This window comes from Stutzerimonas stutzeri (genome assembly GCF_002890895.1).
GTDB classification, from domain to species: domain Bacteria; phylum Pseudomonadota; class Gammaproteobacteria; order Pseudomonadales; family Pseudomonadaceae; genus Stutzerimonas; species Stutzerimonas stutzeri_AB.
This window is the reverse complement of record NZ_POUL01000015.1, coordinates 68,041-83,077: the sequence shown is the minus strand read 5'-3', so window position 1 is coordinate 83,077 and position 15,037 is coordinate 68,041. Positions and strand designations below refer to the sequence as shown.

Annotated in this window: 9 protein-coding genes; 5 read left to right on the top strand and 4 right to left on the bottom strand. The window is 63.1% G+C overall.

Going from position 1 to position 15,037, the window contains the following annotated elements; all coding sequences use genetic code 11:
- On the top strand, window positions 1-1,594 hold a 1,594-nt coding region (locus CXK96_RS20295; protein ID WP_102838204.1), incomplete at its 5' end, for a gamma-glutamyltransferase family protein.
- A gap of 139 nt (window positions 1,595-1,733) precedes the next feature.
- On the opposite strand, the gene CXK96_RS20290 is transcribed toward CXK96_RS20295, so the two are convergent.
- Both CXK96_RS20290 and CXK96_RS20285 read right to left on the bottom strand, forming a co-directional pair.
- Complete coding sequence (locus tag CXK96_RS20290; RefSeq protein WP_180981572.1) at window positions 1,734-4,487, bottom strand: response regulator; 2,754 nt, start codon at window positions 4,485-4,487, stop codon at window positions 1,734-1,736.
- A gap of 126 nt (window positions 4,488-4,613) precedes the next feature.
- Window positions 4,614-5,240: a trimeric intracellular cation channel family protein gene (locus CXK96_RS20285; RefSeq protein WP_102838198.1), complete on the bottom strand. Its 627-nt coding sequence runs from the start codon at window positions 5,238-5,240 to the stop codon at window positions 4,614-4,616.
- A 122-nt stretch (window positions 5,241-5,362) separates the two neighbouring features.
- On the opposite strand from CXK96_RS20285, the gene CXK96_RS20280 reads away from it, so the two are divergent.
- Both CXK96_RS20280 and CXK96_RS20275 read left to right on the top strand, forming a co-directional pair.
- Window positions 5,363-6,268, top strand: coding sequence for an HTH-type transcriptional regulator ArgP (locus CXK96_RS20280; RefSeq protein WP_102838197.1), 906 nt, complete (start codon window positions 5,363-5,365; stop codon window positions 6,266-6,268).
- Window positions 6,269-6,520: 252 nt separating this feature from the next.
- A complete protein-coding gene (locus CXK96_RS20275) occupies window positions 6,521-7,234 on the top strand; it encodes a 4'-phosphopantetheinyl transferase family protein (protein ID WP_102838196.1) in 714 nt (237 codons plus the stop codon).
- Between the two features lie 71 nt (window positions 7,235-7,305).
- Here the strand turns inward: CXK96_RS20275 and CXK96_RS20270 are convergent, their stop codons facing one another.
- Together CXK96_RS20270 and CXK96_RS20265 are read right to left on the bottom strand one after the other, a co-directional pair.
- Window positions 7,306-8,907: an ATP-binding protein gene (locus CXK96_RS20270; RefSeq protein WP_102838195.1), complete on the bottom strand. Its 1,602-nt coding sequence runs from the start codon at window positions 8,905-8,907 to the stop codon at window positions 7,306-7,308.
- A complete protein-coding gene (locus CXK96_RS20265; RefSeq protein ID WP_102838203.1) occupies window positions 8,904-9,626 on the bottom strand; it encodes a winged helix-turn-helix domain-containing protein in 723 nt (240 codons plus the stop codon). Before CXK96_RS20265 ends, CXK96_RS20270 begins: the two co-directional genes overlap by 4 nt.
- 882 nt (window positions 9,627-10,508) lie before the next feature.
- Between CXK96_RS20265 and CXK96_RS20260 the strand changes: the two genes are divergently transcribed.
- Together CXK96_RS20260 and CXK96_RS20255 are read left to right on the top strand one after the other, a co-directional pair.
- Window positions 10,509-13,403: a ribonucleoside-diphosphate reductase subunit alpha gene (locus CXK96_RS20260; protein WP_102838194.1), complete on the top strand. Its 2,895-nt coding sequence runs from the start codon at window positions 10,509-10,511 to the stop codon at window positions 13,401-13,403.
- Window positions 13,404-13,766: 363 nt separating this feature from the next.
- On the top strand, window positions 13,767-15,029 hold the full coding sequence (locus CXK96_RS20255; RefSeq protein ID WP_102838193.1) for a ribonucleotide-diphosphate reductase subunit beta: 1,263 nt from the start codon (window positions 13,767-13,769) through the stop codon (window positions 15,027-15,029).
- Window positions 15,030-15,037 lie beyond the last annotated feature (8 nt).

Sequence of the window (15,037 nt, the reverse complement as noted above, 5' to 3'; positions counted from 1 at the left end):
TAAAGCTGGCGGCAGCGCGATGGACGCCGCCGTGGCGGTTCAGATGGTGCTGAGCCTGGTCGAGCCGCAATCCAGCGGGCTGGGCGGCGGTGCCTTTCTGTTGCACTGGGATGGCGAACATATCGCGGCACTGGATGGGCGCGAGACCGCGCCGGCAGCGGTGGACGAGCGACTCTTCCTGACGGCTGACGGCAAGCCGATGGCGTTTCTCGACGCCGTGGTGGGCGGCCGGTCGGTGGGTGTGCCCGGTGTGGTCAGGATGCTCGAACGCGCTCACGACCAGTACGGCAAGTTGCCCTGGAGCGCCTTGTTCAAGCCGGCCATCGAACTTGCCGAAGACGGTTTCGAGATCAGCCCACGCCTCCGTGGCCTGCTGGCCAGCGACCCGGCCTTGCGCAAAGACCCGCGTGCGGCGGTGTTCTACTACCAGAAAGATGGCGAGCCTCTACCGGTCGGCCATCGCTTGCGCAATCCCGCCCTCGCGGCGTTGCTCAAAGACATCGCAGAGCGCGGCAGCGAGGCGTTCTATACAGGGGCCAATGCCCGCTCACTGGTCCTGCAGGTAAACACTCATCCGACCAACCCAGGCCGCATCAGTCTGAATGACCTGGAAGGCTATCAACCGCGCCAGCGCGACGCCATTTGCACCCTCTGGCAGAAGCGTTATCAGGTTTGCGGCTTCCCGCCACCGTCATCGGGCCACATAACTCAGATGCAGATCCTCGGCATGCTGGAACAGCTGCCGCCGGTTCAGCCTCTCGATCAGGGGGTGCCTTCCGTCGAATTCCTGCACCGCTACACCGAGGCCGCACGCCTGGCCTATGCAGACCGCGCCAAATACCTGGCCGACCCTGATTTCGTGCCGGTACCCGGCCGCACCTGGAACAGCATGCTTGCACCGAGCTACCTTAAACAACGCGCCGCGCTGATTGGTCCGCGCAGCATGGGCACCGCCGAAGCGGGAGAACCCGGTGAGATGCCTGTCTCGTTCGCCCCGCAGGCGGCACAGGCGGAATACGGCACCAGCCACATCAGCATCGTCGACGCCGAGGGCAATGCACTGGCGATGACCACCACCATCGAGCAGGCCTTCGGCTCGCGCCTGCTCAACGATGGCGGCACCGGCCTCGCCGGCGGCTATCTGCTGAATAACGAGCTGACGGACTTTGCCTTCGAACCCTACGACGCGATGGGTCGGCAAGTGGCCAATCGGGTCGAACCGAACAAGCGTCCCCGCTCAAGCATGAGCCCGACGCTGGTGTTCGACGTCACGGGTGAACAGTTCCTGGCGAGCCTCGGCTCGCCGGGCGGCGCGGCAATCATCCACTTCACGGCGAAGACCCTGCTGGGCATGTACGACTGGGGACTCGATGCCCAGCGCGCCATCGACCTGCCCAACTTCGGCAGTTTCAACGGTCCCACAGTGCTTGAAGCAGGACGCTTCCCGGCCAGCACCGTACAGGGGCTGAAAGCGCGTGGTCACGAGGTCAACGAGACGGAGATGACCAGTGGGCTGCAGGCCATTCAGCGTAGCGACAGCGGTTGGTTCGGCGGCGCTGATCCGCGCCGCGAAGGTGTAGTCATGGGCGAGTGACGCCGCACCGGCCACCGGAACTACAGGCAACCCGGCGACTTGCGTCGTCGCAGGGCGCGCGCCACGCCCAGAGCAAGTGCCGGATGTTTCCGGTATCGGCCCGACGTCAACATGAATACGTTGACGTCGGCCGGATTCGCTAGACGACTCGCGCTTCGTTCTCCAGGCGTTCGATGGCGCTGTCCAGCTCATCCAGCGCCTGGGCGGCGCTTGGATGGTTCTGTTTGAGCAAGGTTTCACTGCGCTCGCAGGCCGCCCGCAGCTGCGGAACGCCGCAATAGCGGGTCGCGCCGTGCAACCGGTGCACGCGGTCGATCATTGCCTGACGATCATTTATCAATCGCGCCTCGCGGATCACCTGACGGTCATCCTCCAGCGAGGCCAACAGCATGCTCAGCATGTCCGCTGCGAGATCAGCTTTACCGGCGGCCAGGCGCAACCCTTCTTCCGCATCGAGCACCTTGAGATTGTTTTCTGGCGTCGCCGTCTCAGGCAGCGCTGCAACAAAGCTGCGGGCCAGCGGCAGGCCGGTCCACTTCAGGATCACCTGGGCCAGCTGGCGCTCGCTGATCGGCTTAGTCAGGTAATCGTCGAGCCCACTCTGCAATAGCGAGCGCTTTTCGTTGGACAGCGCGTGAGCCGTGAGCGCAACGATCGGCATCGGTGGCTGCGCACTGTCATCTTCCCAGCGACGAATCGCCTCGGTGGTCTGGCGCCCGTCCATGCCCGGCATCTGCACGTCCATGAACACCAGATCGAAGGACTTGTGCTTGACTGCTTCCAGCGCCTCGGCGCCGCTGCTCACCGCCTCGACTTCACCGCCCATGTCGGTCAGCAGGGTTTCCAGCAGCAGCAGATTGGCCGGGTTGTCATCGACGCACAGTACCCGTGGCGGTCGGGTTTCCGACACGGCGATGCTCTCGATCATCGCCTGTGGCGGCCGCAACAGATCGAGTAGCACCCGCTGCAGCTTGCGCGTACAGGCCGGCTTGCTCTGCAGCTGGGCATGGGTGTGCGATTCGGGCAGCGCCTCGTGGTATTGCGCCTGTTCGCTGGTCGGGCAGGGCACGATGCATTTGCAACCCAACCCTTCGAACTCCCAGAGCCGCAGGCACAGCTGTTGCGGCGCGATTTCTCGATGGGTCACACCGAGCACGGCCACCTCGATCGGTGTGTCGCTGGTATGCGCTTCGAACACCGCCGCCTGCAACTGATCCAGGCTGTCAAACGGCAGCACCTCCATGCCGCAGCTTTCCAGCTGATACTGCAACGCCTGGCGTGTCAGCGGATGCTGCTCGAGCAAGCCGACCTTGCGTCCGAGCAGCGCCGCCCGCGGCAGGTCCTCGATGTCGTCACGCGCCTTGGGCAGGCTCAGACTGATCCAAAATTCGGAGCCCTCTTCCGGAATGCTGTCGACCCCGATTTCGCCGCCCATCTGCTCGATCAGTCGTTTGGAGATCACCAGCCCGAGCCCCGTACCGCCCGGCTGGCGCGAGAGCGAATTGTCCGCCTGACTGAACGCCTGGAACAGCGCACGCAGATCCTGATCAGTCAGACCGATGCCGGTGTCCTGCACGCTGATGCGCAGCTGAGCGCGGTCGGAGCGCTCGTCTTCGACCATCGCCCGGACGATGACGGTGCCTTCATTGGTGAACTTGATGGCATTGCTGACCAGATTGGTCAGCACCTGCTTGAGTCGCAGCGGGTCACCGACCAGGGATAGCGGCGTGTCGCGGTAGACCAGGCTGACCAGCTCCAGATGCTTCTGGTGCGCCGCCGGGCCGAGAATCGTCAGGGTGTCCTCGATGAGATCGCGCAAATTGAACGGGATGTTGTCGAGGACCAGCTTGCCGGCCTCGATCTTCGAGAAGTCGAGGATCTCGTTGATGATCCCGAGCAGACTGTCAGCGGATTTTTCGATGGTCGACAAGTAGTCCTGCTGGCGTGGCGTCAGGTCGCTTTTCTGCAGCAGGTGGGTAAAGCCGAGAATGCCGTTGAGCGGCGTGCGGATCTCGTGGCTCATGTTGGCCAGGAATTCGGACTTGATCCGACTGGCCTCCAGCGCTTCCTTACGTGCCAGGTCCAGCTCGATGTTCTGGATCTCGATGGTCTCGAGGTTCTGCTGCACGTCTTCGGTGGCCTGATCGATGCTCTGCTGCAATTCTTCACGAGCGGCCAGCAAGGCTTCAGCCATACGGTTGATGCCCGCTGCCACTTCGTCCATTTCATGGCTGCCGAGCGCTGGCAAACGAGTCTCCAGGTGACCGTCCTTGAGCTGCGCCACAGCCACCTTGACCCTGTGCAGCGGCTTGCTGATTGAGGTACTCATGCGCAGCGCCAGCAGTGCAGTGATGATCAGCCCGGCGCCAATCAGCAACAGGCTGGCAAACAGGCTGCGGTAACCGCGCAGCAGCGTGCCCTGGTGCGACAGCTCCAACTCCAGCCAGCCAATCAGGCGGAGGTCGTTGTCGGGATTGTCTTCAGCGAGATTCAGATGCTTGCCTAGCACCGGCAGGAGGATGCGCGTGGTGTCGACGCTGCTGACCTGAGTCAGCGCTTCGGGATCGGTTGGCGGCGACGGGGTGATCATGTTCGGCCCGGCATGGGCCTGCAGATTGCGCTCGGCATCGAGGATGGAGACTGCACGCACATCAGGCTGATCCAGCACCTGATTGAGAATGCGCTGCAGCCGCTTGCCGTAGCCCTGCGCCATGGCCGGAGCCGCCAGCGGCGCCAGCTGCTGGGCGATCAACTGGCCGCGCGCATCGAGCTGATGGCGCATCTCCGACAGCTGCATCCAGGTGAAATAGATGCCAAGCGCTACGGCTAGCACCGTGCTGGGCAACAAGATCAACACCAGCACCCGACTCTTTATTCCTAGGTCTCTCAGCACGGTTCCATTCCCCTGGTGGCCAGTGCGCTAGTGTAGCGGCTCGAAGGGCGGGAATCTGCGTTGCAAGACAAATGCACGTCAGGCAGAACCAGGCGCGTTTTGATTGGGCGCCTGGCGGTTGCGAATTCAGTCCAGCCCGCGGACGTCGCGCTCCTGGAAGTGCGGCAGCTGCCACTGGAAGGTCATTGCCAGCACCCGGAACAGGAAGCCCGCACACAGCGTGGCCAGCGAGGCGATGGACGTGTCGATCCCGAGCCAGAGCAGCGTTACGTAGAGCACGCCAGTGAACAGCGCCACCGTGGCATAGAGCTCGCGCCGCAACACCATCGGCACACGGTTGCAGAGAATGTCGCGCAGCAATCCGCCAAACACGCCGGTGATGACCCCCGCCAGCACAACGATTGAAAGGTGCGCGCCCATGTCCATGGCCACGCCGCAACCGATCACGGTAAAGGCCACCAGACCCAGGCCGTCGACCAGCAGAAACACCTGCCGCAGGTGATGCATGTGCCGCGCGACCAGGGCGGTGACGATGGCCGCGCCCACGGTGAAACCAAGGTACTCGGGGTGGGCGATCCAGCCGATCGGGTAATGCCCCAGCAGCACATCGCGCGCCGTGCCGCCGCCCAGCGCCGTCACCGTGCCGAGCATGCAGATACCGAACAGGTCCATGCCGCGGCGCATGCCCATGATGGCGCCGGACATGGCTTCGGCCGTAATGGCGATCAGATAGATGATGTGCAACAGCGTCACAGCGGAACTCCAGAACAGGCAGGCGGGAAAACGGCGCCATTATGGGGCACACTGCTATTCAATCGATGTGACTTAGCAAAATTAGGCTATACAAACATTTATTTAATCTGAGGACGCAGGGCTTGAATCTTGATCCCAAACAGACTGAAGCCTTCCGTGCGGTCATCAAAACAGGCAGTTTTGAGCAAGCTGCCCTGCGCCTGCATCTGACGCCACCTGCTATTTCGCAGCGGGTGCGAGCGCTGGAAAGCGCCTTGGGCAATGCTCTGGTGGTGCGCAGCCGCCCCTGTCGCCCTACCGAAATAGGCCAGCGGCTGCTGCAGTACCTCAAGCGGGCCACCTTGCTTGAAGCCGACCTGATGGCCGACCTGGCCGAGCGCAGCGACGCGCCGCTGGTGGTGGTCGCCGCGCTCAATGCCGACAGCCTGGGCACCTGGTTCTTTCCGGCGCTGGCCGACGTGCTGATCAAGGAACGCGTGCTGCTCGATCTGACGGTCGAGGACCAGGACCACACCTACAGCCTGCTGGAAACCGGTCTGGCAATCGGCTGCATCAGCACCGAACCCAAGCCCATGCGCGGCTGCACGGCCAGCCCGCTGGGAAGCATGCGCTATCGCCTGGTAGCGTCCGCCGCCTTTCGGCAGCAGTACTTTCCCAACGGTCTGAACCGCAATGCCGCGCGCAAGGCGCCGGTGGTCGCCTACACCAACAAGGACCGCCTCACCTCTTCGTTCCTGCTTCGGCGGCTGGGCCTGCCCGAGGGCGCCTACCCTTGCCACTACGTGCCCGGCGCCGAGCCTCGCTTCAACGCGATCCGCTACGGGCTGGGCTATGGCATGGTGCCGCAGCCGTTGCTGCAGGATGCATTGGCCGGGGGCATCGTGGTCGACCTGGCCGCAGACGCGCCGCTGGACATCTCGCTGTACTGGCACACTTGGAAGGTGCAGTCGCCGCGCATGGAAAGTCTGTCGCGCCAGATCATCGAAGCTGCGCCGAAGATCCTTGCGCGACCTGAGGAAGCCTGCTGAAAAGAGTGTCCGCCTGCTTTTGTGGTCCGCGAGCCAGCTCGCTTCTGCAAGAGCAATAAGATGCGAGATCAGGACAGGGCTCAAATCGATGGCCGCCCCGCCCGTGCGTCCGGCTCAAGGGAAAGCGGGCTTTCTACTACAGGGGCCAACCCGGGCTACGTAGGCGCGAGCTTGCTCGCGAAGAATCCCATGTCCACGCCAAGCGCATCACCGGGACTGCGCTCGGGCTGGCACTGAGGCACACTAACGCCCATGACTTCCATTCTTTATCACCCGGCCTGCTGCTCGCCTTTGAGCGATCACTGGCCGCTGCCGCTCGCCTTGCCCGGTGTGCAGTTGATCAGCACCCGCTTCGACCCCGCCCTGCTCGACCCCGAGGACTTCACCCGCTGCGGCGTGCCGGGCATGAGCGCCGTGAGCAAGCGCCAGACCGAGTTTCTTGCCGGCCGCCTCTGTGCGCACGAGGCCTTGCGCAGGGTGACGGGCGTGCCGTGCATCCCGGCCGTGAACGAGGACCGCTCGCCCAACTGGCCTGCCGGGGTGGTCGGCTCCATCACCCATGGCACTGGCTGGGCGGCGACCGTGGTGGCGCGTCGCGAGCAATGGCGCGGTCTCGGGCTGGATGTGGAGAAGCAGATACCTACCACACGGGCCGACCGCCTGGTCGCTGAAATCCTCACGCCGCGCGAACTGGAAGGTTACTCCGCACTCGACGAGACCCAGCGCGCGCTGCGCGTCACCCTGACCTTTTCCATCAAGGAAAGCTTGTTCAAGGCGCTGTATCCGCTGGTGAACAAGCGCTTCTATTTTCAGGAAGCCGAGCTGATTCACCACGACAGCAGCGGTTACGTCCGCCTGCGTCTGCTCAATGATTTATCGGAAGAATGGACGGCTGGCGCTGAACTGGAAGGGCAGTTCGTGCAGTTCGATGACTACCTGCTGAGTCTGGTGAGCATTCCGGCCTGAATCGCACAGCCCGGCGCGGGGCCCTCGCCGACAACAAACCTTTCAGTAACCGCAAGGTGGCGCCCCAGCGTCTACTTCGCCCGCTTGCGCGGCCAGACCAGGCTGAAGCGCGCGCCGCCCAGGTCGCTATGCCCAATCTGCGAACGGCCGCCGTGCCAGTAGGTAATTCGCCGCACGATAGACAGGCCCAGACCATGCCCCCCGGAGGCACGGGTGCGGCTGTCGTCCAGGCGCAGGAAGGGGGCAAAGACCTTCTCCCACGCCTCCTCGGGAACGCCCGGCCCGTCATCGTCGACCACCAGCTGCGCTCGCTCGCCATCGATGACGAAGCTGACCTGAACCCGCGTTTCGGCATGGCGCATGGCGTTGCTGATCAGATTGCTCAAGGCGCGACGCAGATAGTGCGGCTCAGCATCGACCACGCTGCTGCCGTCAGCGGCCGGCTTACAGGGCCCGCGCTCGACCTGTACCGTTGGCCGCAATGGCGCCAGCTCACCGATGACCTGATCGACCAGCGCGCCGAGATCCACCGCCTGGAACGTCAGCTCTGGCGAACCCCGTTCGAGGCGCGTATAGACCAACATCTCGTCCACCAGGCGATCCAGGTCGTCGATATCGCCATCCATGTCCTCCAGATAGCGATTGCGTGCTTCCGCTGTCTGCGCCGAGCCGGCCATTTCCAGGCCGAAACGTAACCGCGCGACCGGCGTTCGCAGCTCGTGGGCCACGGCGCTGACCATTTCCCGCTGCACCGCCAGCAAGCGCTGCAGATGAGTGGCCATGCCATTGAAGGCCTTGGCCAATCGCCCGACCGAATCGGTTCCGGCATCCGGCACGCGCGCTTCCAGCTGGCCGTTCGCAATGCGCGTGGCGGCGCGCCCGACGCTCCTTAGACGCCGCTCCAGCTGGCGTACCAGCAGATACACCGTCAGCCCGATCAGCGACAGACCCAATACACCGATGAGGGTCAGCAGCTCGGGCGGATAGGGATTGAGCTGACGCAACGGCCCCAGCGACATGATCCACGGGGTTCCGGCAATCGCGGCGAACACCCGGATGGCCTCGCCGCCGTTGACCAGCGCCATCACCGTGTCGCCTTCATCCAGCCGGCGCCGCTGATCGTCGTCGAGGCTGGCGCTGTCGCGGGTCAGCAGCTCCAGCGGATAGCCAAAACCACGCGCCGTCTTCAGTTCGGCCAGACGCTGGGGTTGTTCGGCTTCGGGATAGCGGATCAGCTCGTCGATCAGCAGATAGATAGTGGCGCGTGCCAGCTGTTCGCTGAGTTGCTCGACCTCGCCGGTCAGGGCCAGCCGGTCGTCGGCGCTGACTAGGGAATAAATCGTCACGCTGCCGGGGCGAATCTGCTCCACCAAGACCTGGCCGCGCAGCAGTCGTGTCTCCAGGCCGCTTTCCAGCCGGATGTCTTCCAGCGTGCGCACCCGCAACGGAATCCCCAGCAGCCGCCCCCAGAGGTTCGCCGCCTGACGCCGTTCGATGGGCGTCATGTTGCTCATGTTGTGCGCCATCAGGCGAAAGGTACCGGCCGCCAGCGCTTCGCGATGCTGATCGGCCCGTACCTGGTTGAGCAGATGCAGACCGCCCACGCCCAGCAGTCCAACCAGCACCAGTACGGCAAGCATGCCGCCGTAGATGCGCAGGAAGATCGAATTCACTGCAGCGCTTCAGCCGCTTCGGAGACGAACAGGTAGCCCTTGCCACGCACCGTCTTGATCAGGCGCGGGTGGTCGGGGTCGTCACCTATCTTGGGGCGGATGCGCGAAATACGCACATCGATGGAGCGATCCTGGCCGTCGTATTCGATACCGCGCAATTCAGAGAAGATCTGTTCGCGGGACATGATCCGTCCCGGATTGGAGGTCAGCAGCCATAGCAGGTCGAACTCTGCGCCGGTCAGCTCGATGCCCTCACCGCGCAACCAGGCCTCGCGCAACGCGTTGTCGACCACCAGCGGGCCGTACTGGACGCGCTTGCCGCCTGCAATCGCTGCCGCCTCTGGCCCTTCCCGGCGCCGCAGCAAGGCGCGAATGCGGGCCAGCAGCAACCGCGGCCGCACCGGTTTGCACACATAGTCATCGGCACCGATCTCCAGGCCCAGCACCTGATCGAGGTCGTCGGCACGCGCGGTCAGCATCAGGATCGGCCCGTCATATCGATCACGCACCTTGCGGCAGATCGACAATCCGTCTTCGCCGGGCAGCATCAGATCGAGCACCACCAGATCGGGACGCTCGTTGATGATGCGTTCGGCCGCCTGGGCGCCGTCCGCCTCAATCGAGACCTGCATGCCATTGCCTTCAAGATACTCGCGGGTCAGTTCGGCCAACCGCTGGTCATCTTCGACAATCAGGATGTTCCAAGACTCTTGATCCACCACGCGCCCTCCCGATACACCGGCCGGCATTGTAGCGCCAGGGCACCGCCAGATGGCAGCGGTTGACATGCACCTCCACGACGGAGCGGCCTGGATGACCGGTGGAAGCGACGCCCTTGATGCCCGCTTCGCAGAACCGCCACAGCGCCGCGCCGGCCCTGAGCCAGGCAAAAGGCCATCAGCGCAGCCCGCTCCGTCAAATCACCGTCTCGCTGAGCCTAAACGGCGATAAATCCGCCTTTGACAAAACACCACATATAGTGTTTTACCCAAGGCACCTCCGGGCGTCTGAAAGCGCTGTATGAGCCCGCATTTCATCCGAAGCCTTTGCACGCCGGAAACGGCGCGGGCTGCGCCCTTATCGCGCACAGCTCACCCACATGTTATCCACAGGTTGTTCATTTCAGGTGCCTTGCACTGGGCCTGAACCCCCACTATCGTGTCGCTCCAAGCGCCTTTTACCCCACATATTGGGTGTCCTAGGCCAAACAGACACAAACGCCGAAAAAAGCAAGCAAAATAAATTCGCTCTGATTTTTACCCGGCTCGCGCCCCCACGGGCGCGATAGATCGTCGCCGCAGACCGCGATCCTGCACAGCCCAACGTTGATTTTGCTCAAGCCCAGCAGTAGCGCATGCGCCAAGCGCGTCACACTACATGTTGTGTTTTGAGGTTGTGATCTTCACAACGCCTGACTATGCTTCGGCACATTCGATTCGCCACCCCCGGTGCCGGATCGTTTCCAGTTTTGAGTCACCCATGGGCCGGTTCGCCGGGGCATGGTTCATGCAATACGAGATACGCAAGACCCGATCAAGGCCGCCCACAAAGCAGGCCTGACACCTAACGTGCTACCGAGACAGAGAGAATCCGGAGACCCCATGCAGAACGAGTCCACTCGCGAGAACCCGCACGCCGACAACAGCTCGCTGGACCTGGCCGCTACCGCGCCGGGCCAGCTGCGCGTGATCAAGCGCAACGGTACAGTCGTCCCCTACACCGACGACAAGATCACCGTCGCCATCACCAAGGCGTTTCTCGCAGTGGAAGGCAACAGCGCCTCCGCCTCGTCGCGCATCCATGACACCGTCGCCCGCCTGACCGAACAGGTCACCGCCACTTTCAAGCGTCGCATGCCTTCCGGCGGCACCATCCACATCGAAGAGATCCAGGACCAGGTCGAACTGGCCCTGATGCGTTCCGGCGAGCAGAAAGTGGCCCGCGACTACGTGATCTACCGTGAATCTCGCAGCCAGGAGCGCAAGCGCGGCGCCATCGACGCACCGGTCGAAGCCCATCCGAGCATCCGCATCAAGCGTGCCGACGGTAGCCTCTCGCCGTTGGACCTGGGCCGCCTGAACACCATCATCACCGAAGCCTGCGAAGGCCTCGAAGAAGCCGATGGCGCGCTGATCCAGAAAGAAACCCTGAAAAACCTGTATGACGGTGTCGAGCAGACCGACGTCAACACCGCCCTGGTGATGACCGCCCGGACCCTGGTCGAGCGTGAGCCGAACTACTCCTACGTCACCGCTCGCCTGCTGATGGACACCCTGCGCGCTGAAGCCCTGAGCTTCCTCGAAGTCGCCGAGTCCGCCACCCATCACGAGATGGCTGACTTCTACGCCAAGGCCCTGCCGGCCTACGTGGAAAAAGGCGTGCAGTTCGAACTGCTCGACCCGCGGCTGAAGGAATACGACCTGGCCAAGCTGGGCGCGGCGATCAACCACGAGCAGGACCAGCAGTTCACCTACCTCGGCCTGCAGACCCTTTACGACCGCTACTTCATCCACAAGGACGGCGTGCGTTTCGAACTGCCGCAGATCTTCTTCATGCGCGTCGCCATGGGCCTGGCCATCGAGGAAGAAAACCGCGAAGCCCGCGCCATCGAGTTCTACAACCTGCTGTCGTCCTTCGACTACATGGCCTCCACGCCGACCCTGTTCAACGCCGGCACCCTGCGTCCGCAGCTGTCCTCCTGCTACCTGACCACCGTGCCGGACGACCTTGGAGGCATCTACGACGCCATCCGCGATAACGCCCTGCTCTCCAAGTTCGCCGGCGGCCTGGGCAACGACTGGACCCCGGTGCGTGCACTGGGCGCCTACATCAAGGGCACCAACGGCAAATCCCAGGGCGTCGTGCCCTTCCTGAAAGTGGTCAACGACACCGCGGTGGCAGTCAACCAGGGCGGCAAGCGCAAGGGCGCGGTCTGCGCCTACCTGGAAACCTGGCACCTGGACATCGAAGAATTCCTCGAGCTGCGCAAGAACACCGGTGACGACCGTCGCCGCACCCACGACATGAACACCGCCAACTGGATTCCGGACCTGTTCATGAAGCGCGTCTTCGACGACGGCAAGTGGACCCTGTTCTCGCCGAGCGAAGTACCCGACCTGCACGACCTCACCGGCAAGGCCTTCGAGGAGCGCTACGAGTACTACGAAGCCCTGATCGAATACGGCAAGATCAAGAACTACAAGACCCTGCAGGCCAAAGACCTGTGGCGCAAGATGCTCTCCATGCTGTTCGAAACCGGCCACCCATGGCTGACCTTCAAGGACCCGTGCAACCTGCGCAGCCCGCAGCAGCACGTCGGCGTAGTGCACAGCTCCAACCTCTGCACCGAAATCACGCTGAACACCAACAAGGACGAAATCGCCGTCTGCAACCTGGGCTCGATCAACCTGCCGCGCCACATCGTCGACGGCAAGCTGGACACCGCCAAGCTGGAGCGCACCGTGCGCACCGCCGTGCGGATGCTCGATAACGTCATCGACATCAACTACTACTCCGTGCCGCAGGCGAAGAACTCCAACTTCAAGCACCGTCCGGTGGGCCTGGGCATCATGGGCTTCCAGGACGCGCTGTACCTGCAGCACATCCCCTATGGCTCCGACGCCGCCATCGACTTCGCCGACAAGTCCATGGAAGCGGTCAGCTACTACGCCATCCAGGCCTCCTGTGACCTGGCCGACGAGCGTGGCGCCTACGAAACCTTCCAGGGCTCGCTGTGGAGCCAGGGCATCCTGCCGCTGGACTCGCAGCAGATCCTCATCGAAGCGCGTGGCCAGAAGTACATCGACGTCGACCTGACCGAGTCCCTGGATTGGGCCCCGGTACGTGCCCGCGTCAAGAACGGCATCCGTAACTCGAACATCATGGCCATCGCGCCGACCGCGACCATCGCCAACATCACCGGCGTGTCGCAGTCCATCGAGCCGACCTACCAGAACCTGTACGTGAAATCGAACCTCTCGGGCGAATTCACCGTGATCAACCCCTACCTGGTTCGCGACCTCAAGGCGCGCGGCCTGTGGGACGCGGTCATGATCAACGACCTCAAGTACTACGACGGTTCGGTACAGCAGATCGAGCGCATCCCGCAGGAGTTGAAAGACCTCTACGCGACCGCTTTCGAAGTGGAAACCAAGTGGATCGTCGACGCCGCCAGCCGCCGCCAGAAGTGGATCGACCAGGCCCAGTCGCTGAATCTCTACATCGCCGGCGCCAGCGGCAAGAAGCTGGACGTGACCTACCGCATGGCCTGGTACCGTGGCCTGAAAACCACCTACTACCTCCGTGCCCTGGCCGCGACCAGCACCGAGAAGTCCACCGTCAACACCGGCAAGCTCAACGCCGTGTCCAGCGGTGGCAACAGCGGCGCCAGCGCTGCTCCAGCCAAAGCTGCGCCAGCACCAGAAATGGCAGCCGGTCCGGCACCGGTGCCGAAGGCGTGTGCGATTGATGAACCAGACTGCGAAGCCTGCCAATAAGTAGTTGAAAGTCGCGGTCCCCAGAGCGGACCGCGCGTTGTTGCCCGGCAGGTCGGCCCCCATCACGTACATGCGTACGCTCAGGGGCTCCGACATGCCAGGCGCCTAGCGCTGCCTCGCTCTGGAAACCGCTCACACCGAGCTGCTGCTGAAAAGCGCTGCTCTGAGGTTTGAGGGCAACACGGACGCTGTAGGAGCGAGGGGGACGCCTAGTCCTTGCTCGCGATCCGCTCCCGCTCCGACCTCTCGGAAATACGGTGACATCGGGCCCTACCGCCCACCAATTTCTGCTTTTGCGTGCACACACAAAAGCCCAAAACATTCCCGACCGGCCGCGCCGGTCCCCAATCAGGAAAAACCGCCATGCTGAGCTGGGACGAATTCGACGAAGAAGAAACCACCACCGCCGCGCCGGGCGTCGCTACGCCGGCTGCCCCGCAAGCCGCCGCCGCAAACGACGCACCGGCCAAGCTCGACAAGGACGCCGCCGGCTCCGTCGAAGAAGCCCGCGCCGTTGCCTCTGACGACTCCGCTGCCGTTGCCCGCGCCAAGAAGGCCCTGGACGACCTCGACATCCAGGAAGGCCTGGATGAACTGGAAGGCGAATCCGCCCGCGTTCACGTCGGCGACAAGCAGATGATCAACGCCCGCGCCGACCTCAACCAGCTCGTACCCTTCAAGTACGACTGGGCCTGGCAGAAGTATCTGGATGGTTGCGCCAACCACTGGATGCCGCAGGAAGTGAACATGAACGCCGACATCGCCCTGTGGAAGAGCCCCGACGGCCTCTCCGAGGACGAGCGCCGCATCGTCAAGCGCAACCTCGGCTTCTTCTCCACCGCCGACAGCCTGGTCGCCAACAACCTCGTGCTGGCCGTGTACCGCCTGATCACCAACCCCGAGTGCCGGCAGTACATCCTGCGCCAGGCCTTCGAAGAGGCGATCCACACCCACGCCTACCAGTACTGCATCGAATCGCTGGGCATGGATGAAGGCGAGATCTTCAACATGTATCACGAGATCCCGAGCGTCGCGAAGAAAGCCTCCTGGGGCCTCAAGTACACCCGCTCCATCTCCGACCCGACCTTCCAGACCGGCACCGTCGAGACGGACAAAGAGTTCCTGCGCAACCTCATCGCTTACTACTGCGTACTCGAAGGCATCTTCTTCTACTGCGGCTTTACCCAGATCCTCTCCATGGGCCGCCGCAACAAGATGACCGGCACCGCCGAGCAGTTCCAATACATCCTGCGCGACGAGTCTATGCACCTGAACTTCGGCATCGACGTGATCAACCAGATCAAGATCGAAAACCCACACCTGTGGGACGCCGCCATGAAGGACGAAGCGACCCAGATGATCCTTCAGGGTACGCAGCTGGAAATCGAATACGCCCGCGACACCATGCCCCGTGGCGTCCTCGGCATGAACGCCTCGATGATGGAGGACTACCTCAAGTTCATCGCCAACCGCCGTCTGACCCAGATTGGTCTGAAGGAAGAGTACCCAGGCACCACCAACCCGTTCCCGTGGATGAGCGAAATCATGGACTTGAAGAAGGAGAAGAACTTCTTTGAGACGCGGGTGATTGAGTATCAGACGGGTGGGGCTTTGAGTTGGGATTGATGTCGGAC